We start from the raw sequence: 22,729 nt of genomic DNA, 5'->3' as shown, positions 1-22,729 counted from the left end.
AGAGGGAGATAAGATGAAACCACCACCAACTCGTCTTAAAATAATCAATCTGAATTCCATTTAATCGATTACATTCACGTTTCTATGAAAATGGTGGTAACGAAAATTACATTTATGTGATGAATGTCTGTCAGTGGCCTGTGTCTTTGCTTTAGTATCTCCTCTTGATTAACGATTGTTCCTTGATGTAACTATCGAGGGTGGAGAGAAGTAATGAGTGTATTGGTTGCCATTTCATTAACAACAGGCATACTTTCTGGTCTTTGGGGCTGGATTGCCATTTCGTTAGGTTTACTGTCCTGGGCTGGTTTCCTTGGCTGTACGAGTTACTTTGCCTCTCCCAAAGACGGTATGAAAGGGCTAGGTCAAAGCTTGATCACTAACTTAACGGGAGTGTTTTGGGCTCTCGTTATCATCCATACGTCGTCGATGCTGAGTTTAGAGATTCTCGGGTATGTGATCACTGCAATCGTTGCGTTCTTGATGTGTATACAAGCGAAACAGAGCTGGCTTTCCTATATTCCAGGAACCTTTATTGGTTCATGCGCGACGTTTGCTGCGGATGGAAACTGGAAACTCGTGGTCCCGTCATTAGTTTTGGGCGGTATCTTTGGCTATCTAATGAAAACCAGCGGCGTATGGTTACACCAAAAGTTAGATCAAAGTGATTTGGTGACAAAGCCGCTCGCTTAATCTGCTTAGACTGATTAGAATCTGTTGGCTAACTGGCTAACTGGCTAATTGCTTGAAGATGCGATGGTATTGATGTCCTAGATGAGCGCTCATTATTCTAATGTGTTCCTCTACCCATCTAGGTATTACCATTTGCCATCGTAATAACCCTTTTTAGAGTCCACCTTATAAGAACAGGAATAAAATCAACCCCTTGTTCTTCACAGTACGAAACAATGGCTAATGCTAAATCGGGTTTTGCGTGTTTTTTTAGAACGCGAGCCACCACTTTTTTAGCTGGAATCGGATGATCATAGGGGATTCGGATCATGTCTCTGAAGAAATGCTCAAATCCATTCGCGTACAAATAATGCTCGATATCTCGATCTGGCAATTCCGTTAACCGGTGACGTTCCTGGTCTCTACCCAACTGTCCGCGAGCGGTTGCCGAATACTTTTTCCCCGCAGGATCGCCGTCAGTCACGACGTGCCAGTCAATGCCAAATGCTTTGGCCACTTTGATCAGTGACTTAAGACCTGACTGCGCGAACTCAATAATTTGCACACCTTCAGCCGCAAGGTTATAGCCACATTGATTCGCTAGTTCGTTAAAAAGCCATACCTCCGTTTCTCCTTCAACGAGTAACCAACATCGTGCAAATAGAGCGCCGGAGCGGTGAAATCGTATATGGAAGCCAATACGGCGAAGCTCATCTTTAGTGAACCCTTTTTCAGGCAGTGAGGTGGCAATGGTTTTGTCTGATTGACGAACCAAGCGCCTAATCGTGTAAAGAGGGACTTGAGAAAGTAACTCACCGCTGTTGGTGGTGAGTATTTTTTGCATAGGGAGAAGTTGAAGCAAACTCCAAGCTCTGGCGAGATGAGTGGGGTGCAGTCTTCCTTCTGGGTCTTCTAGAATGAGCAGAGGACGCGCACAGCGGCGAAGGTCATTGGGTCCTTTCGCTTGAAGGTAGGCATTGAGTAGCCCCATCATTAATAAGCGTGTTTGCTTGCTCTTCGTTTCTTCGACCACTTGTGAGAGGCTTTTTTCATTAGTACGAGTGTTAAAAAACAACCCATCTCGTTGTTTTCTCGGACTCTTTCGACTGGTACTCTTAAAGGAAAAATAGTGGTCTACGAGCATACTCATAGAATTTAGACTGCTGCGCATTTCTCCTTTGTTTACGTGACCAGGGGTGGCGAGTAAACGGCGGCAAGTATTATCGATGCGTTTTTCAATCCGTGTGTTAACCCCGTTGGTTTGATCAAATGGGCGATCAAATCGTCTAGAATCTTTAAGTCGAATCACGGGATGCAATGACATCAGTTCTTGAGCTAATTTTTCAGAGTGGTGCAGATGCAGCGGATTGCCTTGGCAGTCTAAAAAAGCAAATTGAGTCGTTACCTCATACTGCTTAAGTGTGGCACTGATTCGATAATAGATATGCGCGTTGCTGTCTTCATCGTAGACCCAAATGGGTTTTATTTTTCGATACCGACCCGCTCTGATCTCATGTTTGTCGGTAGATTTTAATGCAATGATGATTTGCAAATGTTGGGTTTGTGGATGGGCGATGGAATAATCGACATGAAAATCTTGCATCTCAAATCGGTATGGCTGCCCGTTAGCGGGCAGTGCAACGGATAGGGCATCCAATAAAGAAGACTTACCCCATGTGTTTTCCCCAATAAGTGTGGTGAGTTCGCCCAGTGGCAGTGATAAGCGTTTTATTCCTCTAAAACCAGAAATCTCTATTCGTTCTATTTGCATAGGCAGGCTCCAATGCAGTTAAGTATAAGATAACGTGACTGTGTCCGCTGTATTCTCATCTCACTTGTTCTGATATCACTTAACCCTAAGCATAATAGAAAAGTATCGAATAAGCAGACTGTTAGCTCACATAATCATTTTTGTCGATCAATCGATCTCTGCAAAGCGAGCTGGGCAAATGAAAAAAATAGGAGAAAAGAGACGTTTCTTTTTCAAGAACGTTTCATAAAAGTCACGATTCTGTCATGATTTGCACGCTAGGATGAGCGGGAATAGATGATAAATGATGAACAAAAATATGAAAAATAGACCAGCTAAAATGATTCTGGCGCACATTAACGATACCCACTCTTATTTCGAACCTACTTCACTGCATTTAAACTTAGATCTGCAAGGTCAGACGTTAACCCCCTTTGTCAGTGCAGGTGGGTTTGCACGCATCGCCACTCGAGCTAAGCAACTGAAACAACATGCGAGAGAAACGAAAACGCCATTTGTATTTCTGCATGCAGGGGACTGCTTTCAAGGTACGCTGTACTTTTCTCTTTTTAAAGGTAAGGCGAATGCTGATTTATTGAATGCACTAGACATTGACGCAATGGCTTTGGGTAATCACGAGCTTGATATGGGAAACGAACCGGTTGCTCAGTTTGCTCAACGTATCAACTTTCCTTTGCTCTGTGGTAACTGGGACCTTTCCAACGAAAAGAAAGAGAAAGCGTTCCGAGTGTCCGACTCAAATAACGTGTTGAGTTTTTGTAATCGAGAAAAAATTGCCCCTTGGATGATTAAGGATGCAGGCGGAGAACCGATCGCAATATTCGGTCTTTCGTTAGATAAAATGGCGGATATTGCTAACCCCGATTTTGATACCCCCTTTGTTGATGCGACAGAAACCGCAAAAAGAACGGTGGCTGCAATACACAAAAAGGGAATCAACAAGATAATTTTACTTAGCCACCTAGGGTATGAGGCGGATATCGAACTCGCAAAGCAAGTCAGTGGTATCGGCGTTATTGTGGGTGGGCACAGTCACCGATTACAAGGTGATTTTAGTGCTTTAGGGCTAGAAAAAGACGATGACTACGGAATAAAGGTAAACACAACTTATGTTGTACAAGCAGGCTTCCATGCGCTAAGTATTGGCCATTGTGAAATCCAATTTAATGAAGCAGGGGAAGTGGTTTCATTGGTGGGAAAGAATGAGTTGTTGCTCGGGCGTCGTTTGTTTTTAGATGCCAATATGAATCAAACAGGCTCAGATGATCATCATATTAAAGCGTGTGATTTTTTAAAGCAGCATCCAAACGTTGTGGTGTGTAAAAAAGATCAAGGCGTTCAAAACATTCTACTAGAAAAGTACATCCCCAGAGTACGTAAGCTACAAAAGCAAATTATTGCTCACGCGAAAGATACGTTACGTCATATTCGTATTCCTGATAGTCAAGGTGAAAGCGAATTAGCGCCATTAGTCGCTGAATCGTTCCTTGTGGCAATGAACCGCCGCGGCCATCATGTCGATTTTGCCGTACACAATGCCGGTGGCGTTCGAAATTCATTGAATCCAGGGGATGTCTCTGTCGCGGATATTGCTGGAAAATTGCTGCCTTTTGCTGTGCCGATCGGCATCTATCATATTAAAGGTAAATACCTCGCTCATGTACTGGAAGGTGCCATCAATAACGCGACGAATAATGGCGTTGATGGGACCGGTTCGGGATCTTATCCTTATACTCATAACCTTCGTTTTCATTATTCTCCTAACGCCCCTTTAGGTGAGAGAATACAAGACCTTAGAATATATAAACAGGATCTTGGCTGGGTCACGTTGGAGCCGGAAATGGTCTATACCGGTTCGTCTTCGGCGTACACAATGAAAGGAAAAGAAGGGTACGACGCGATACTTAACATGAAAGACGAAGGGGTGGTGACTTCGCTTTCTATGGCCGATTGCTTTACTGAGCTGTTAACCGAATTTCCTGATAAGTTGAATCAAATCAATGAAAACGTGCGCTGTGGTGAAGCTTAATCACGCACAAAAGATCTTGGCTTAATCTTTGCTTCTCTTTTGTTGTTATTTACGCGTCTTCGTTGGGAGAAGATGCGAAGATGTGGGGAGGTAATAATGTGGAGTCGTGATTGGTTCGATGTCATGGTGGTTGTATCTTGGGTTTTGGTTTGGGCTGCTTTAGTCTATTTCATGCCATTCTCAGGGATATAGCCCTAAAATACAGCCACTCAGGTGGCTGTAAATATCGTTTCAGTATTTACCATTCCTTTTGAAATCATTTCTTTGCTACTATCAGCCCTAAGTATCGTTACCAAGATTTGTCCAGGGCATTATGAAGTTTCTTCACACCTCTGATTGGCACTTAGGCCGTCAATTTCACAATATTTCTCTGCTCGAAGATCAAAAGGCTGTGATCATTCAGCTCATTGATTATATTCGTCAGCACCCCGTGGATGCCGTCATTATTTCGGGCGATATTTATGATCGATCGGTCCCCCCGACCGCTGCGATTGAATTGATGAATAGCACCGTGAACACGATTTGTAGCGAATTAAATACGCCGATAATCATGATTCCGGGCAATCATGATGGCGCCATGCGTTTGGGCTTTGGCTCAGAACAAATGAGACGTTCAGGGCTGCATATCATCAGCTCATTTGAAGATATGATGACCCCCGTTATTTTAGAAACAGAACAAGCTGGAAAAGTGGCGTTCTACGCCATGCCCTACAATGACCCTGAACTTGTTCGCCATCATTTTAATCAGCCCGTTTCCACTCATGATGAGGCTCACCAGTTTTTGGCGGGTGAAATCGTGAAAGAGTTCATGCCCAACCATCGACATGTTTTACTCAGCCATTGTTATGTTGATGGTGCAATAGAATCAGAATCGGAACGTCCATTGTCTATCGGTGGTTCGGACAGAGTAAGCCATGAGCACTTTACGCCGTTTGACTATGTAGCACTGGGTCATTTACACCAGCCACAGAAAAAAGGTGAAGACTTTATTCGTTACTCTGGCTCGCTGATGAAATACAGCTTTTCAGAGCAGCACCAGAAAAAAGGGGTGACTTTGGTTGAGCTTGACCGAAACGGTTTTCAATCGGCTCAGCACATTGATCTGGTCGCGCCGCATCAAATGAGGATCATCGAAGGGGAACTCCTTGAGATCATCGCGGAGGGACACAGTGACCCGCATTCCCATGATTATTTACTCATTCGGTTGACCGACAAACACGCTATTTTAGACCCCATGGAAAAGCTGAGAGCGGTGTACCCCAATGTCTTACATATTGAGAAACCTGGAATGCTGATAGGCATCGAGCAGCAAATGGGTAAAGCCCGTTTGGCGAGAGGCGAAATCGACATGTTCAGAGATTTCTTTTTGGAAGCCCAGAAGAGCAGTTTGTCAGAACAACAAAACGACACCATTTTAAAAGTGATCCAAGAGCTAACCAATGAACAGAAGGGATAATCATGCAGCCAATTAATCTCACATTGCAAGCATTTGGGCCTTTTGCTCATCAACAAGCGATCGATTTTACCGCTATGGGCAACGCCCCGTTGTTTTTGATTAATGGTCCAACTGGGTCGGGGAAAAGCTCCATTTTGGATGCTATCTGCTATGCGTTATACGGTGAAACTACGGGCAGTGAACGAACAGGCGATCAAATGCGTTGTGACTACGCGGATGCTTCACTGCTCACCGAAGTCAGTTTTGAGTTTAAACTCGGTAGCGTCTCATACAAAGTGGTGCGATCGCCGGAGCAAGAAGTGCCGAAAAAAAGAGGCGATGGTACGACGGAAAGAAAACACAGCGCAACACTGTATCGTTTGAATAACGAGGAAGAGCAGTTGATTGCGAACAAGCCAATCCCAGTACTAAAAGAAATTCGCGAACTTATTGGCCTTGATGTGAAGCAGTTTCGTCAAGTGATGGTGTTACCCCAGGGTAAGTTTAGAGAATTGTTGACGGCGAATTCTAAAGAGCGTGAACAGATATTTGGTCAGCTATTTCAAACTCATATTTACACGGCCATTGAACGCGCATTGTTTGATCAGGCAGCAGGGATAAGAAAAGCGAAAGACGAGTTTGATAATCAAATAAAAGGCGTTTTGGATGTTGCCAATGTTGACAGTGAAAAGCAGTTGGAGCAAAACCTAAATGAGGTGACTGAGCGCCTAAGCGAATCACAGCAGCGCTTTGACTTATCGAAGAGCGTTTTAGAGAAAGCCACGTTAGAAGAAAAAACATCACAGGAACTCAAGCAAAAATTTAGCCATTTAGCCCAGAAGAAACAGCAGCTCAATGATCACTTGAATGAGGACACTCACGTAAAACAATTACGCGTTCAACGTGATAATGCGTCGTTTGCTCTCTCAATGGCGGTTTGTCATTCTCAATTTAAAGGCAATCAAAAGGCGTTAAGCGATAAGTTAGCTGAGCTAGAGCTGTCTAGCGTGACATTGACTCTCGCTAACGAAACGTTGTCAACATCGGAAGAAAATTTGAAACAAGCTCAGCTAGCACAGGCTGGGCTCGCTGAGATACAAAACCAGATATTTAATTTGGATTCCGTTCGTTCTAAGTTAGTCGAGCGATCTGAGTTCGAGAAAAAGTTGATTGAAGCTCAACGCAGCTGTGTATCGGCTGAAAAAAAACGCGATGAGTTGCAAGCTGAGATGGCTCAATTGGAAGTGAAAATCGCCAGTAAAAGAATTGAGCTCGACAAGGCCAAGCACAATCAACAGCAATTGCCCATTCTTCAACAGCAACTCGATACTCTTGTCGAGCAACGCACGTTAGAGCAGAAGAAATGGGGATTAGAACGTCAACAAAAAAAGCAGTTTGAGCATCAGGATAAGCTAGAAGCCAAATTAATCGCGGCAAAAGAACAAACGGAAAATGCCATCGCTTATGCAGACAATCTAGAATATCTATGGCATTCAAGCCAAGCGGCGCAATTGGCAAAACATCTCAATATTGGTGAACCATGTCCAGTCTGCGGGAGTATCGACCACCCAGAACTTGCTGTTTTTACTCGTGAGGAAGTCACGAAAAAAAACGTCGATATCGCACGAGGACACCAAAAAGAGGTCGCCAAAATAGAGCAAAAATGTCTGGATGATTTGGCTCAATGGGGTAAAGAGATCGCAATAACAGAACAAGCTATTTTGGGCATTAACGATCAGCTTCTGGCTCGTCCTTCTCTGACTGCAGAAGAGACAGAGAAAACGATTGTACAGTTAGAGCATAAGATAGCCGAGATCAAACAAGTAAGACTCGAGTCGGTTGAATCGTCATTACGCCAAATAGAGCAGACGCTACTGGATGTTAAAACCAATCTAAGTAGCCAGTTAGAACATGTGAATATTGCTCAAGTGTCGATGGCTCGCATTCAGACAGAAGTAGACGCTAGAACGGAGAATATGCCTCAAGAATTCGGTGATTTAGCCTCGGTTGATGCTAAGTTGCAGAGTCTAAAGACTGAAGTAACTCGCGTGGTTAACCAAGAGAAAACAGCGAGGTCGCATTTTGACCAATCGCAGCAGTCGTTTGCGTCAGCGCAAGCAAAAAACCAAGAATTAGAAAAACAAAAAGCATTGTTAATCGTGGCGCGAAATCAAAGTGATGAACAATGGAATGCGGCGTTAGCGGAAAGCCCATTTTCCGATGAAACCCACTACATAGAAAGTGCATTGAATAAGTCAGCCATCGATGCGTTAGAGCTAAGAATTTCCCAATTTGAGCAAACTAAAACCACTTTGACTACTGAGCTCACTGCAATAGAAGCGAGTCTTGTCGATAAAGTTTTACCGGATGTTGATCACCTCATCCAACAGCGAGAGGCGGCGGAATTGGAGTATAATGACCTATCTCAGCAACACACGCAGCTTCAGTCGACGCAACATCGTTATCATGAAGTTCAGAAAAAGCTCAAGTTGCTCAAGCAGCAGAACGAAGAATTGAACAAGCAATATGAAGTGGTGGGTACGCTCAGTGATGTTGCCAATGGCAAGACAGGGTCAAAGATCAGTCTGCACCGTTTTGTCCTTGGCGTGCTTTTAGATGATGTGTTGATTCAAGCATCACTGCGCCTGCGTAAAATGAGCAAAGGTCGCTACGAACTTAAGCGTAAGACTCAAAGAACAAAGGGTAACGCTGGCTCAGGGCTCGATCTTCTTGTGGAAGATGGCTATACCAGCAAAATGCGAGATGTCGCGACGCTATCGGGTGGCGAATCATTTATGGCCGCTTTAGCCCTAGCATTAGGCCTTTCTGATGTGGTTCAGTCCTACAGCGGAGGGATCCGTTTGGATACACTATTTATTGATGAAGGGTTTGGCAGTCTCGATCCTGAATCGCTCGATCTGGCCATTGAGACCTTGATTGATCTTCAACAAGGTGGAAGAACCATAGGGATTATTTCCCACGTGAGTGAGCTCAAAGAACAAATGACGTTGAGAATTGATGTAGAGCCAAGCCGGAGTGGCAGTGTTGTACGAGTCATCCATTGATCATAGCGGATACTGAGCGGATAGAGATCTGAGACGTTCGTTAACGTAACGGCTACTTTTATCCTGAGCGTACATTTCTGCATAGGTTCTCTTAAGAAAAGTTCTTTGAGCATGAGAAAAAGATGCTAGTAAAGAGGCTCTATATGCACTCGTAGGCTGTAGAAAAATCGAAGTGTTTATTAGCAGAAGCTGTATGAATACGCTACCGTAAAAGCATAGGGATAAATGAGTAGGCGCGTCGTTTGGTCCTATTAGTACCTGCATCAATAGGAATTGATCGACAGTGCAATAGGACTAAGCTGACACTAAACAGAGTGAAGAAATTCAGTGTCAATGCGCCTTTACTAGGAAGTTGGAATGACTCTTGTTAATAAGATATACAAGTATGCTGAGCCTAATCTCAATATTGTAGGCTGGATGGGTTTTGTAGGTTTCCCGTTTTATTATTTCATTTGGTCTTCAGTGTTCCCTCAGCCCTATGAAAATCTACCTTTACGAATTGTTTGTTCGCTAGCGTTATTGACCTTGGCGCTAAGAGACTTTGTTCCTCGTTCATTGCATAGATATTTACCGCATTATTATGTGTGGGCAATTGCTCTGTGTTTACCGTTCTTTTTTTCATATATGTTGATGATGAACGACTGGTCCATGGTTTGGGTTATGTCTTTTATGGCATCGATCTTTCTTCATATACTCCTGGTCCATGAAACACGCATTCTTGTCATGCAATGTGTTGGGTCTATTGGCTGTGCAATACTCGCGAGTTATTTTGTGGGTGGCCAAGTGGAATGGCATGAGATTGATTGGTCTTATGTACCGATTTTTGTCTTTACCTATATGTTTGGAAACATCTTCTATTTTAGAAACCAGATGGAACATGAGTCTAAGATAGCGCTAGCCAAATCTTTCGGTGCAGGTATCGCACATGAAATGAGAAATCCATTAAGTGCTTTAAAAGCGACGATAGATTTATTAAAAACCATGTTAGTTGACAATAGTGTGTCGGCACCCACTCCATCTGAAAAAGATCAAAAGATAGTGAGTGAGTTATTAGATGATGCGAGTGAAATTATTAAAAATGGCAACGAAGCCATCGACTTACTGTTGACGTCTATCGATGAAAATCGGGTTTCTCGTTCGACTTTTTCGATACACACCATTGAAGATGTTCTGTCTGATGCCATTAACAGCTATCCCTACAAATCCCTCAATGCAAAAGATTCTGTCGTGGTATCAAAATGTGAAAACTTTGAATTCTTAGGCAGCGACACGCTTTTAAAGTATGCATTGTACAATCTATTCAAAAATGCGTTTTACTATCAGGGTGAAGAAACGTTTCGATTGGACATTCGTGTCGAATCTACGCACGAATTTAATGTACTTTCTGTTCGAGATAATGGGGTTGGCATTGAAAAAGAAAAGATAGGTTCGATATTCAATGATTTCTACACGTTTGGAAAAAATGGCAGCTTTGGACTCGGGTTGCCCTTTTGCCGACGTGTGATGCTCTCGTTTGGTGGGGATATTGTGTGCCATTCCGAAAAAGGGGAGTGGACTGAATTTGTCTTAATGTTTCCGAAATGCGATTCAGATGGGGTTAAAGATATTAAACTCGATCTTATCCGAAATAAATCCATTCTATCGATTAATGTTGAGCTGCCTATAACAAAAGCGTTAAACGACGGTTCTTTTTATCGCGGCTATTCTTTCCAAACCATTACTCTGAGTACTGCTATTAAAAGAGAAGAATACCAATTTGAGTATGATTTAATATTCGTCGACCTCGATGAAATAGACGAACTGGCTCTCGCTTTACTAGAGGATAAACTCTCCTTTACTGAGGCCAAAATCGTTTACTTATATCAACCGGATAAACACTACCATTCAAATTTTAATCGCTTTATATCTTGTTGTGCCGTGAGCAAAAAAGACATGACATTATCGTTACCCCAAACGCTAGAACGTTTGTTTTTTGTCCCCAGTTGCGATGATAAGAATGCGATACCCAAAAAAACGATGGTGCACACAAGCACAATGGTGTTGCTGGTCGATGATAATGATTCTCTGCGTTCTTTGACCACTCTGCTACTTTCTCAGCAGGGCTTTCAAGTAGTAGAAGCGAAAGATGGCAGTGAAGTGCTTAAGCTTGTCGATAGCGAGGATGTTGATATCATCATTATGGATATTGAGATGCCTCATATTGATGGCTACAAGGCAACTCAGATATTAAGAACATCGGGCCATATAAAATCAAATATCCCTATTATCGGGCATACAGGAAATAATAGCCAAGAATGCATTGACCAGATGAAACAGGCTGGCATGAATGACTATGTGATTAAGCCAGCAACTAAAGATGCGTTATTAGAAAAAATAGAACACTATGTTTAATCGATAGTATTAATCATTAAAAATGACACTCTATTTAATGGGTCAATCGGTTCAAAAGAGTATATATTTACGGTTGCATGAAATACAGGTTAGGCTGATTAAAAGCTTGGCGAAAAATAGAGAGAACGTGTTCTATCTGGTCTTTCGTAATGTCAGAGTGTATCGAAAGACGAATGATGTTCTTATTATTAGGGGTCGCGGGGGGGCAGAATACCGATCCTAATACGCCATGCTTATCAAGATAATTTCTGACATTTATCGTGTTAGTGGAATCACCCGTTTCAATCGCTATTATTTGAGACTGGCTGCGTATGTTAAAGCCAATTTTTTTCAATCCTTGAATCAGGATATTTGCATTCTCAAATAACGTTTCTCTTTCCCGGTCACATGTTTTTATTACTGAAAGAGTCGCTCTGATTCTTTCTAATTCACTTTCCATCATCGCTGAACTAAAAATAGACGAATAAGCAGTATAAGGTAGGCTCTCGCCAAAACGGTTGTTACACCATATTGCGCCAGCACGATAAGCAAACGTTTTTGCCAGGCTTGCGGTCATAAAGTCAACATCGGCAGAAATATTGAGATGCTTTAGCAGTCCAGCACCTTGCGGACCGTGCGTGCCCAATGAATGAGATTCATCAACTACGGTCGCGCAATTCTCGTCTTTTGCAACGGCGATAATATCGCTTAAAGGTGCAATGGTACCAATCGTACTGTAAATAGCGTCAACGACTACTATTCCAGGACCATTTCGACGAATTAAACGCTTCAAATGGCGGGTGTTATTGTGCATAAACGGGAAAATGTTGGCGCCAGCATATCGAGCGCCTTCCCATAACGACATGTGAGTAAAAAAATCGATATATACATTGGAATTGGAATGACAAATGGTTTGCATTAAGGCGGTATTAGCAATCCAACCGGATGGCGCAATGATGCAGTGATCAAACTCAGTAAAGCTAGACATTTCACAAGCTGTTTTTCTGCTGAGTGCGTCATTATGTAAAAATACGTTCGACATAAATGAATTATTTTTACTTGATCGTAATGATGAGATCTGGGCTCCGATAACTGATGGGTGGTTACCTAAATTTAAATAGTCATTGCTTTGCAGAATAACATCTCCCGGAGAAGGGGGCTTTCCCAGTACTAAGTTCTTGCCTTTATCGGCAGGAATAATCAAGCGGTTGAGATCGTGTTCTAATTTTTTAGCGCAAGCCTCAGGCAGTATTGATGATTTTTTATAATTCATAGTTCCACCTTATTTTTATTATATTGGTTGATTGGGTATTAATAAAAATATCTATGACAGCAAAACATGAACTGGTCGACAACTAAAAACTATTTTTTTAGTTACGGTTGGAAATAAACATTTTGAGGAGGAACTAGGAGCCTGAATCTGGACCGTCACGGCGTCTAATTAAAATAATGCTTAGGGAGAAAAGAACAGTTATTTTATGATTGATAAATAAGTCATTTATAAAGTTGCTTAATTGAAATTGGTAGTAAATGGCGTTCGTTTATTCAATGTGGTTATTTTTAATGTGAGGTTTTACATTGAGGTAGATAGGTGGGGGCTATTAAGCCCCTAACGATGATCGTTGAAATAATAAGCTAGAACTTTTGACCGAGCTGAGGCCAGTACATCTTGATGAAGCCGATAGAGACCCAAATAACTAAGCCAGTAGAAATAGTCAGTTCCAAGAAGCCGAATTTATGGAGCCAGTGCCAGTGCGGATGATACTCATCAAAAAAGTCAGTCAATCGGTACATTGCTACGGAGCTAATCACAGAAGGAAATGTGATTGCCGCTATTGAAGGCTTAAATTGAAGACGCAGTAATCTGAAATAGCATAAATAGATAAACAGCGTCATAGTGACGGCAATACCCGCTAATGCACCCGTTAAAATAGGGTCTGGGTTAGGAAAGTTGACCAGATAACTGGCCAGCGATAGGTTGATAGGCGCTGCCATGATTGCCAAAGTCGGTTTAGCTCGAACCGACAATGCGCCTTCAAATACCAAACGATAAAGAACGACAGGAAGCATAAAGAAGTAGATAGCGATACATGTGTTCACTAGAGTAGATGAAAACACGGTGTAGCCAAATTGAGTCCCTGCCAGTGAGCTACTGATTAACCCTACTGGATACAAGAACCAGCTGGGTAATATATGCGACATTTTGAAGTTCGAGAGTTGAAATGTGAAGAACAACGTCATCATAGAAAGATGCAGCAATAGAGCTGCAAACCAAATAGGGTAAGCGATAATCGGGGAAACTGCAGCCAAATAGTCACATAGCATCAGTAAAGACATACTGATAGGGGCCATTAAACTCCCACTGACAGGATGACGAAGATCACTGATGAACATTCTAAAATTAGTGATGTATTTTAGTAAGACTGGAAGTAATAAAAGCGCCCCAATGCCTGCAAGGTAGGGTCTAATTAAATCACCATAAAAAGGTAAGTAAAGATCCCATGCTTGACCTAAACCAATCATGCCTAGCGCTAAAGAAGCTTGCGATGGTGGGACGCCGCCAAATTGAAGAAATCGTTTCCAGTTCAATGTTTACTCCGTATTCGAATACTGCATGTGAAAAATCTTAGGGATCAAGATTTTACGCAGCGAATAGTATCAATCTAGTCGGTTGATTTGCAAACAGTATCCGTAATACTTCTATGGTTACTACTGAGCGACGGCTTCCATCGTTGATTGTTCGTTGACTGAATGTTTGAAAAGTCAGTGTCTAGATCTTAATGGATAAGGAATACAACACGAAACAATGCATGCCCATTAGCTAAAAGTGTGACAGATATCACTAACAGTACTTGTGTTTTTGCAGATTTGAACGATAGTTAAAGGGTAAGGCAATCTGAACCACCGACTCGCAGGGAGGAATGCAAAGGGTCTTACGTACAATAGGGTCTTACATACAATTTGGATGGATTCAATGTAACGAAATTTTAGCTCCTCGTAACAGTTCAAGTTGCATCTTTGATGACTTGATTCGCGAACTCACGATTGAGTAACGAGGGATAGGGCGCACTTAATTTGGTGCGCCTTTCGTCGTTTAGGCATTTTGAAACTGCGCCTTTCTCTATATAATCCCTCAATAACTTCTTATGTGAAAGGTTCTTTCATGCACAATCGTGTTCCCACTAATATCATTACCGGATTCTTAGGCGTTGGTAAAACGACAGCCATACTCAATTTACTAAAGAACAAACCAGAAGAAGAAAATTGGGCGGTACTGGTCAATGAATTTGGTGAAATAGGCATTGATGGTGCGATTTTGGCGGAAAATGGGGCGATGATCAAAGAAGTGCCCGGTGGCTGTATGTGCTGCACCGCGGGTGTTCCGATGTCGGTTGGTATTAATGCATTGTTAAGACGAAATCCGGATCGTTTGATCATCGAACCAACAGGGCTTGGGCATCCTAAAAAAGTGGTAGCAACGCTCATTTCACCTCAGTACCAAAACTATGTTGATCTGAAAGCGACGATTGCACTCGTTGACCCGCGAAATTTGAGTATCGATAAATACATTGAAAATCAGAATTTCAATGATCAACTCGCGACAGCAGACGTTGTCATCGCTAATAAGATGGATCAATGTGATAGCAACGACTTAGACGTGTTCGAACGTTGGGTTGCTCAGCAGAATCCTACTAAAGTCTTGACTCAAACCGTCGTTCAGGGGCAGATCCCTTTGGAAACGCTTGATGTCACGAGACGTGAAAGTGGAGCGTCTTCTCAGATTGAAGAACATCACCATCATCATGCAGAGATGGAGCCTCAGTTTCAACTGCCACCAGGACAAGCTTTTGTTAGAAAAGAAAACGCTGGTCAAGGCTATCACAGTTGCGGTTGGCTTTTTGGCGCAGAGCACTCATTTGATTTTGACGAACTGTTTTCCATGTTTAGTGCATTGAAAGCAGAACGCGTTAAAGCGGTGGTGAATACCAATCAAGGTTGTTTTGCTTTTAACATTGCCAATGGGGTGGTGTCCGTCAATGAGATATCGCTAGAGGGTTTCGAATCTAGAATTGAAGTCATTGATACCGAGCTAATGCCATGGGATCAACTCGAAAGTGTTTTACTCAAAATTGCGGGCATGTAACGGTATGAGTGCGGTGCACAGTATTTGTGTTTCAGGGTTATTGTGTATTTGTACCTATGAATTGTTAATGGTCACAACAGATCTGAGCAATTGCAAATTAAGCAGTTGCTTGAGTATTGATTGAACAAGAGCGCTCATCGGATAATGTCTATCGTTTGAGCGCACATTGTCAGCCTAAATTGTCAGCGTATATTGCTAACTTAGCTTGCTAGGATGTAAAGCGAGCCGCTATTCACTGGCATTACTTAGTAAATAGCTAACGCTTATTTCGAAGGTAGCGCTTACGTCGCTCTTCTTTTTTCTTAATCTGTTGCTCTATTTTTTTCGCCGTTTCAATTTCTACTTCGACCAGTTCTTTGGTGATCATCTCTGGAAGCTCTAGAGTAATTTGCCCCAGTGTTCCATTGCGAAGTTCATGAAGAAGAATCTCAGAGGCTTTATGGAGGTCAACACGACCACCAGAGCGTAAAGCCCCTCGTTTGCGTCCAATCTCTTCCATCAGCTCAACATCCGACTCAGGTAACTCATCGATCATGTAGCGCTGCTTGAGCTTTTCTGGGTATTGTTTCGCAAGGTATTCAACGGTATAAAAAGCCACTTCATCGTATTCCATTGCGGTGTCTTTTACTGCTCCCGTCGCCGCTAAGCGGAAACCACTGTGAGGGTTTTCTACTTTTGGCCACAAAACACCAGGGGTATCTGAAAGCACCACACCGTTTTGCAAGTTGATACGTTGCTGACGACGAGTCACAGCAGGCTGGTTGCCCGTTACCGCGATAGTTCTGCCAGCGAGTGAATTGATGATGGTGGATTTACCGACATTAGGAATCCCCATGATCATGGTGCGAATGTTTTTTCCGATTTCTTCTCGATGGGGAGCCAGTTTACGGCAGAGATCCATGACTTTATTCACTTCATGAGCTTGAGAAGTAGTTATCGCGATGGCTTTCACTCCTTGCTCTTTTTCAAGGTGATCGATCCATAATTGGGTAAGTTCGGGATCCGCTAAATCTCTTTTATTCAGTACTTTTATTACCGGTGTTTCACCACGTAACTTGGAAATGACCGGGTTCTCACTACTAAATGGTATACGAGCATCAAGAACTTCGATAATGACATCGACCTGAGGAATCGCTTCTTCAATCTCTTTAAGGGCTTTATGCATGTGCCCTGGAAACCATTGGATTGTATTATTAACCATTTGAAAATAATGCCTTAAATAGTGTTGTTTTGACCAAGTGGTTACTGACGTTTGGTCAACATTCATGAACTTAATTTTGCGCCATTGTACTAAAGATTCACGCGGTTGTATTCAATGGATCCATTCATCGTAGGCCTAGGCGTTATTGTTTAGGCAAGAGTCAGGTGTGTTGATGAGTTTGTCTCTATGAGTTTGCCCACGAGGTTTTTAAACCCTGTTCTAGAAGTGATACAGACAATAGCGTAGTGTTGTAACAATAATCATCGCGAAATCATAAGAAATACAAAGGGTAATCATGTTTAAGGAAGAACAGACAAAGAAGAGTGTAGAAAGCATGGAACTGGGCATCTATGTGGTCGATGCATTTACCGACGTCCAATTTAAAGGAAATTCCGCGGCAGTGGTTCCATTAGAGCATTGGATAGATTCAGCGCAGATGCAAAGTATAGCGACTGAAAATAATCTGTCTGAAACCGCTTTTATCAAACAAACCTCAGATAACCATTATCAAATCCGTTGGTTCTCGCCAATAACCGAAATAGACTTTTGTGGCCATGCAACGTTGGCGGCTTCGTTTGTGCTGTTTAACTACCTTGGTTGTGAGGGCCAGATCACCTATGAAACATTGAGTGTTGGTGAGTTAATGGTTGCTCAGCGGTTGGACGGTGGTATTGAAATGGACTTCCCTAAGCACTCCCTTCAGCCAATCTCAGATATCCCAGAGCCTTTGCTGAAAGGGTTATCAATAACGCCTCAGCAAGTATTAAAGAACAATCAAGCTTATGTCGCGGTATTGGCTTCTGAACAAGAAGTCAAAGAAGTCAGTTATGACAGCGAGCAGCTGAAGCGGTTGGCGCCTTTTGATGTTGCGGTCACGGCATTGTCGAATGAATACGATTTTGTCTCTCGTTACTTTTGGCCAGCTTCAGGAGGGGACGAAGATCCCGTCACAGGTTCCATGCACACGGGTCTTGCTCCGTATTGGTCGGGTATTTTGAACAAGAAAAATCTGGTCGCGTATCAATCCTCTGGTCGAGGAGGCGTCGTGTATTGCGATGTGCAAAATGAACGAGTCACGATCGCAGGTTATGGCGTCTTGTACCTAAAAGGCACGATTTTTATCTAAGCTCAGGCTTTGATTAAGGGGGTAGTATGAAGTACACAGTTTCGGGGTTTGAGGTTCAGATCCCTATCAATTCTGATTTGTTTCACTTTCAACAAGCCGTGAAGGAGAAGTTGTATGACTTCAATCATTCACGTCCCTCAGAAGAACGTTTACGTCAGACCATCATGAAGGAAGTACTGGGGAGCAGCAATGGCGTCCATATCGTCCCTCCTTTTCACTGTGATATGGGAAAAAACATTCACTTTAAAGAGGGCGGTTTTCTCAATTACGATGTTAAAATTCTGGATCTTGCAGAAGTGACCATTGGGCAATATGTACAAATAGGCCCAAATGTTGTCATCAGCACCGCAAGCCACCCTTTGAGTTTGTCTGAGAGAGTATTACCGGTTGCGACTGCAAATCCAATTACGATTGGCGATAATGTATGGATTGGTGCAGGGGCGGTGATTCTTGATGGTGTGAGCATCGGAGATCGTTGTGTTATTGGTGCGGGCAGCATCGTGACCAAGAGCATACCCGCTGACAGTGTTGCTGTTGGGTCACCTTGCAAAGTGATCAAAACCATTGTTCAAGGTGAAATGCCCACAGATCAAGAAATAGAAGAAATGTGGCAAGAAATTAATGAGTTAGAGTTGTGATTCAGGGTATAAAAGAGCGATTAAATATTGTGTCAAGCCAACCGAAAAACGATGAGTCTGTCTGGATTCGCGCGAATTTCGCTATTTCGTCAATTAATTTCTATACTTATTGTCATGCCTAGAAAGGGATTGTCAAATATTATGCGTGATCGATTGAACATTGTTTTTTTACTGTTACTCAGTGTACTCGTTTCATTTTCAGCACTGGCAAAGTATGAGATGCACTTTTTTGTGCCAGATTTTCCCCCTTATACCACGGTTGATAATCAGGGTAATCCTACAGGCTTGGGCGTTGATAAAATGACCACGATACTCGATTCCTTAGATGTAAATTACGATATAGAAGTGGGTTCTAATCATGGTAGAGCGTTGACTGAATTGAGGCTCGGACGCTCAGATGGCTTTTTTATGGCATCAAAAAATAGCGAGCGAGATAGATACGCTGTTTTTTCCGAGACGATTATGGTTAATCGGTGGGTTTGGGTTGTATTGAAAGAAAATATGGCTGACTTTGACCCAAAAAAAGAAGCCTTTAAAAAAGAGGCTAGGGTCATGAGTTTACTCAATACCAATACTAATTATTGGTTGTTACATAATGAATACAATACGTTGCCGCATGCCGTGGACATACAAGGTCTTGTTGAAGCTTTGGACTCAGGACAAACGGATGCTATTTTCGTAGCGGAAGTGGTGTTCCAGCATTATGTCGAAAACAGCGACAAATATCAGATTATATTGGAAAAAGAAAAAGAGTTTGGTGTTTATATCTCCAACAATTTTTTGGAAAAATACCCAAGGTTCATGTTTGAGTTAAACATAGCAATAAGAGAGCTGCGCTAAAGGCTCAGGCTAAAAGTCGACGTAGATGGATGTTAGTGATGCATACCGCTTTACCATAAATAATAGTAGGGTTGATAATGGTTATATTAAGCATCAATTATGCGTATAATCGGGGCGTCATCATTATCTCGTCAATAGGGCAAACATGTCACAAGAGCAACAAGAACAGCAAAACAACCCGCTACACGGTCTTAAATTAGAACAGTTACTTACCGAGCTGGTTGATTACTATGGCTGGGATATCCTCGATGCAGCTATGCGTTTCAATTGTTTCCACACTAAGCCGACGATAGAAAGCAGTTTAAAATATTTGCGCAAAACGGAATGGGCAAGAGAAAAGCTAGAGAATTTTTATCTATCACGTTTTAAGCGAATGCCGAAAGCGAGTGAAGAACAATTTAAGCTGCCTCCACGCCAAAGAACCTACCCTTGCGGTATAGAGCCTCGCGACCCAATGCCGCTCACAGTGGAGTCGATTTTGTCATCACAAGCGAAAGCCGCCTCTTCCCATAAAGCCCGAGCTTCTGCCGGTGGCCGCTATAATCGCCGTTCGTAATAGCAGCGAATAATCAACCCTTGCATCGACTGTTGCAGAACTGCAGCAGTCTGAATTCTATCTTTTCTGCTTTCAATAACATCTTCACCTCATCTCCACGTATAAGTCTTGGCCGTTGTGCCTCTTTTTGGTGTAGTCTTAGAGTTCATATTCCTTAAATACACAATGAATCAAAGACTTTGGCTTTTGGTTATCATTTTAGAAAAATAGGTATCATCGGTGTTTATCTGCATAAAGACCCATCTACGCATGGTCACAATTTTACTTACTGTAGCCTTATGGGGATGCGGTTCAACAAGTCATATGACTTCTGAAACGCCTAAGTCCGGCAGTTTTCACTATGGGTATCAACAGGGTTCTCAGCTTGATTTAGTGTTCCAGCAAACTGAGTATGATACTCGTATTTATACGGGCTTTTTACCGTTGAGCCGGGGTCACGATGCATTATTGGCGCGTTTAGCGTTGATTGAGTCTGCGCAAAAAAGCCTAGACGTTCAGTATTACATTTATCGAAACGATGAAACCAGCCAACTGCTTACATGGCGTCTCTATGAAGCGGCACAAAGAGGGGTTCGAGTTAGGATACTATTAGATGATATGCAAAAGCGCAGTGATCGAGATATGGCGTCATTGGCGGCCCATCCTAATATTGAAATCCGCCTTTTTAATCCTCATCAGTACAGGAAAGCCCGAAGTCTGGCCTTTATTTCAGATTTTGACCGCTTAAATCGCCGCATGCACAATAAATCGATGACTGCCGATTCTGTTCTGAGCATTGTCGGTGGGCGAAATATTGGTAATGAGTACTTTTCGTTTGAATCGAGTGTTGAGTTTGGCGACTTTGATTTCTTACTTTATGGGAACACGGTAGAGCAGACGGCGGATCAATTTGATATCTATTGGAACAGCGACTATACGGTGCCGATGGAGTGGATTTACCCCAATGCCTCCATTTTCACTGAAGAAGAGGCGGCCAAAAAGGTTGAAGAGTTACAGCTAGAAAGTATGTTTTCTTCTGGAGACTACGACTTTACTCAACTTCCTTTTTACCAAAAGATTGCGAACCGTGAATTGTCGTTGTATTGGGGTAAGGGAAAGCTCTGGTATGATTTGCCTAATAAAGTGTCAGGTGAAAGCAGCCAGTTGGTGGATAATTTAACGACATTGCTAGGCACAGTAGAAAACTCTTTAGTGTTAATTTCTCCTTATTTCGTTCCCACTAAAGAGGGCAGTGCCAGTCTAGTGGACGCCGTCGAATCGGGAAAAAAAGTCACCATCATTACTAATACGCTCGCTTCCAACGACGTTTTTGCTGTTCACGGTTGGTACGCGAAGTACCGGCAAGAATTGGTCGAAGGCGGAATTGAACTTTGGGAAATCAAAGCGAGTGCCCATATTGACAATAAGTGGAGTTTTACTGGTAGTAGTCGGTCAAGTTTACACGCAAAAGCCATGCTATTGGACGACAATAAAATATTTGTAGGTTCAATGAATTGGGACCCGCGTTCAGCGAATTTGAATACGGAAATGGCTGTCGTCATCGAGCAACCTGAATACGTTCAAAAGTCATTGGAAGCTGTTCAATTAGGCCTTAAGTCGAATGCCTACAAGATTGTGATAGAAAACGATAACATCGCTTGGTATGACCCTGTGACCGATACGACGCTAACCTCTGAACCTGAAGCAACACTCTGGCAAAAGATGGGAGCGTGGCTAGCGGGCTTGTTGCCCATAGAAGATCAGTTGTGATTGATGTTCTTGCAATACGCTAATGCATCAGTATCGAGCCCCACAGTCAGAAACGGAACAGATCGGTGAGCATCGTTACTGCCGTTATTTTGAGTCATTATTTAAAGCCATTATTTTAAAACATTACTTAAAACCATTACTTAAAACCATTACTTAAAACCATAGGTTAAGGTAAACCATGAGAGTTGGAATCATTGGATTAGGCGATATCGCATTAAAAGCTTATTTACCCGTATTAGCGCAATGTAAGGGTATTGAATTAGTCTTGTGTACACGAAATTCTGATGTGCTGCATGAAGTGGCTAAGCAATATCGAATAAAAGAGTATTGTACCGATTATCATTCTTTGCCCATGATGAAGGTCGACGCAGTGATGATTCACGCTGCAACGTCAGCGCATTTTAATATAGCGAGCTATTTCTTAAAACAAGGTATCGCAACATTCGTTGATAAGCCGTTATCTGATACATTTCATCAAGTTGAGCAACTGTACAGCTTATCTCATCAACATTCGGCTCCGTTGTATGTAGGATTTAATCGCCGCCACATCCCCTTATTCAATCAGCATATTCCTGAATTGCAGCAAAGCGCTGCCGGAAACCTGACTTCCCTTCGATGGGAGAAACATCGTCATGATCTGCCAGGGGAGCTTAAAACATATATATTTGATGATTTCATACACCCACTAGATAGCATTAACCTCAATAGTCAGAGTACGTTAGATGACCTAGCTATTACTCATCAAATGGACGGGCAATTATTGACTCGTCTTGATGTGCAGTGGCAAGCGCAAGGCGCTCTTTTGCACGCGTCAATGAATCGTAACTTTGGCGTAACTTGTGAGCGGGTACAGGCAGTATATAACAACAAAGTGATAGAGTTTGATTCCTTTGTCGAAGGAAAAGTATGGCAGGGTAACAATCAATCCCACATAAGTCTTAAGGACTGGACTCCTATGCTTACAAGCAAAGGGTTTGAAGCGATGATTCTAGACTGGTTTAACGTAATACAAAAAGGGACAGTGAATCAAACCATCATTGATCGAAATATTGCGTCTCACGAACTCGCTGAAGCCATTTATCAGAAAATTACCAAGCAAATAGTAAGTCGTTTCTGAACGCATAGAAGTGAGG

At 42.5% G+C, this 22,729-nt stretch carries 16 protein-coding genes; 12 read left to right on the top strand and 4 right to left on the bottom strand.

The genetic code is table 11. The features are described 5' to 3' along the window. Positions 1-213 precede the first annotated feature (213 nt). On the top strand, positions 214-693 hold the full coding sequence (locus QF117_RS04880; protein WP_282385048.1) for a DUF1097 domain-containing protein: 480 nt from the start codon (positions 214-216) through the stop codon (positions 691-693). Between the two features lie 118 nt (positions 694-811). Here the strand turns inward: QF117_RS04880 and QF117_RS04875 are convergent, their stop codons facing one another. Continuing rightward, the gene (locus QF117_RS04875) at positions 812-2,443 is read right to left on the bottom strand and encodes an ATP-dependent endonuclease (RefSeq protein WP_282385047.1); all 1,632 of its coding nucleotides are present in this window, start codon (positions 2,441-2,443) and stop codon (positions 812-814) included. A 283-nt stretch (positions 2,444-2,726) separates the two neighbouring features. Between QF117_RS04875 and QF117_RS04870 the strand changes: the two genes are divergently transcribed. The 4 genes from QF117_RS04870 to QF117_RS04855 all read left to right on the top strand — a co-directional run bounded on the left by QF117_RS04870 (position 2,727) and on the right by QF117_RS04855 (position 11,363). Beyond that, positions 2,727-4,472 (top strand): bifunctional UDP-sugar hydrolase/5'-nucleotidase, encoded by a 1,746-nt coding sequence (locus QF117_RS04870; RefSeq protein WP_282385044.1) that lies wholly within the window; start codon positions 2,727-2,729, stop codon positions 4,470-4,472. Between the two features lie 313 nt (positions 4,473-4,785). Continuing rightward, positions 4,786-5,928: an exonuclease SbcCD subunit D gene (locus QF117_RS04865; protein WP_282385042.1), complete on the top strand. Its 1,143-nt coding sequence runs from the start codon at positions 4,786-4,788 to the stop codon at positions 5,926-5,928. Positions 5,929-5,930: 2 nt separating this feature from the next. Beyond that, positions 5,931-8,972, top strand: a complete 3,042-nt coding sequence (locus QF117_RS04860) for an SMC family ATPase (RefSeq protein ID WP_282385041.1) — start codon at positions 5,931-5,933, stop codon at positions 8,970-8,972. 357 nt (positions 8,973-9,329) lie between these two features. After that, positions 9,330-11,363, top strand: coding sequence for a response regulator (locus QF117_RS04855; protein WP_282385040.1), 2,034 nt, complete (start codon positions 9,330-9,332; stop codon positions 11,361-11,363). A 67-nt stretch (positions 11,364-11,430) separates the two neighbouring features. On the opposite strand, the gene cqsA is transcribed toward QF117_RS04855, so the two are convergent. Then, complete coding sequence (gene cqsA, locus QF117_RS04850; RefSeq protein WP_282385039.1) at positions 11,431-12,615, bottom strand: alpha-hydroxyketone-type quorum-sensing autoinducer synthase; 1,185 nt, start codon at positions 12,613-12,615, stop codon at positions 11,431-11,433. Positions 12,616-12,977: 362 nt separating this feature from the next. Beyond that, a complete protein-coding gene (locus QF117_RS04845) occupies positions 12,978-13,931 on the bottom strand; it encodes a TDT family transporter (protein ID WP_282385038.1) in 954 nt (317 codons plus the stop codon). Between the two features lie 574 nt (positions 13,932-14,505). On the opposite strand from QF117_RS04845, the gene QF117_RS04840 reads away from it, so the two are divergent. After that, complete coding sequence (locus QF117_RS04840) at positions 14,506-15,486, top strand: GTP-binding protein (RefSeq protein WP_282385036.1); 981 nt, start codon at positions 14,506-14,508, stop codon at positions 15,484-15,486. Positions 15,487-15,742: 256 nt separating this feature from the next. Here QF117_RS04840 and ylqF read toward each other — a convergent pair whose 3' ends face one another. Further along, complete coding sequence (ylqF, locus tag QF117_RS04835; protein WP_017038156.1) at positions 15,743-16,687, bottom strand: ribosome biogenesis GTPase YlqF; 945 nt, start codon at positions 16,685-16,687, stop codon at positions 15,743-15,745. Between the two features lie 334 nt (positions 16,688-17,021). On the opposite strand from ylqF, the gene QF117_RS04830 reads away from it, so the two are divergent. The 6 genes from QF117_RS04830 (at position 17,022) to QF117_RS04805 (ending at position 22,713) form a co-directional block, all read left to right on the top strand. Beyond that, positions 17,022-17,813 (top strand): PhzF family phenazine biosynthesis protein, encoded by a 792-nt coding sequence (locus QF117_RS04830; protein ID WP_282386155.1) that lies wholly within the window; start codon positions 17,022-17,024, stop codon positions 17,811-17,813. A gap of 26 nt (positions 17,814-17,839) precedes the next feature. Next, complete coding sequence (locus tag QF117_RS04825; RefSeq protein WP_282385030.1) at positions 17,840-18,451, top strand: sugar O-acetyltransferase; 612 nt, start codon at positions 17,840-17,842, stop codon at positions 18,449-18,451. Between the two features lie 129 nt (positions 18,452-18,580). Beyond that, entirely contained in the window at positions 18,581-19,291 is a 711-nt protein-coding gene (locus QF117_RS04820; protein ID WP_282385029.1) for a transporter substrate-binding domain-containing protein, read from the top strand. Between the two features lie 145 nt (positions 19,292-19,436). Then, on the top strand, positions 19,437-19,847 hold the full coding sequence (locus QF117_RS04815) for a VF530 family DNA-binding protein (protein ID WP_282385027.1): 411 nt from the start codon (positions 19,437-19,439) through the stop codon (positions 19,845-19,847). A 303-nt stretch (positions 19,848-20,150) separates the two neighbouring features. Further along, the gene (locus tag QF117_RS04810; RefSeq protein WP_282385026.1) at positions 20,151-21,596 is read left to right on the top strand and encodes a phospholipase D family protein; all 1,446 of its coding nucleotides are present in this window, start codon (positions 20,151-20,153) and stop codon (positions 21,594-21,596) included. A 178-nt stretch (positions 21,597-21,774) separates the two neighbouring features. Then, a complete protein-coding gene (locus QF117_RS04805; protein WP_282385025.1) occupies positions 21,775-22,713 on the top strand; it encodes a Gfo/Idh/MocA family oxidoreductase in 939 nt (312 codons plus the stop codon). Positions 22,714-22,729: the final 16 nt, after the last annotated feature.

The sequence above is a fragment of the Vibrio sp. YMD68 genome, assembly GCF_029958905.1.
In the GTDB taxonomy this organism is placed as follows: domain Bacteria; phylum Pseudomonadota; class Gammaproteobacteria; order Enterobacterales; family Vibrionaceae; genus Vibrio.
The sequence above is the reverse complement of the archived record's forward strand: the minus strand, read 5'-3'. Positions and strand labels throughout refer to the sequence as shown.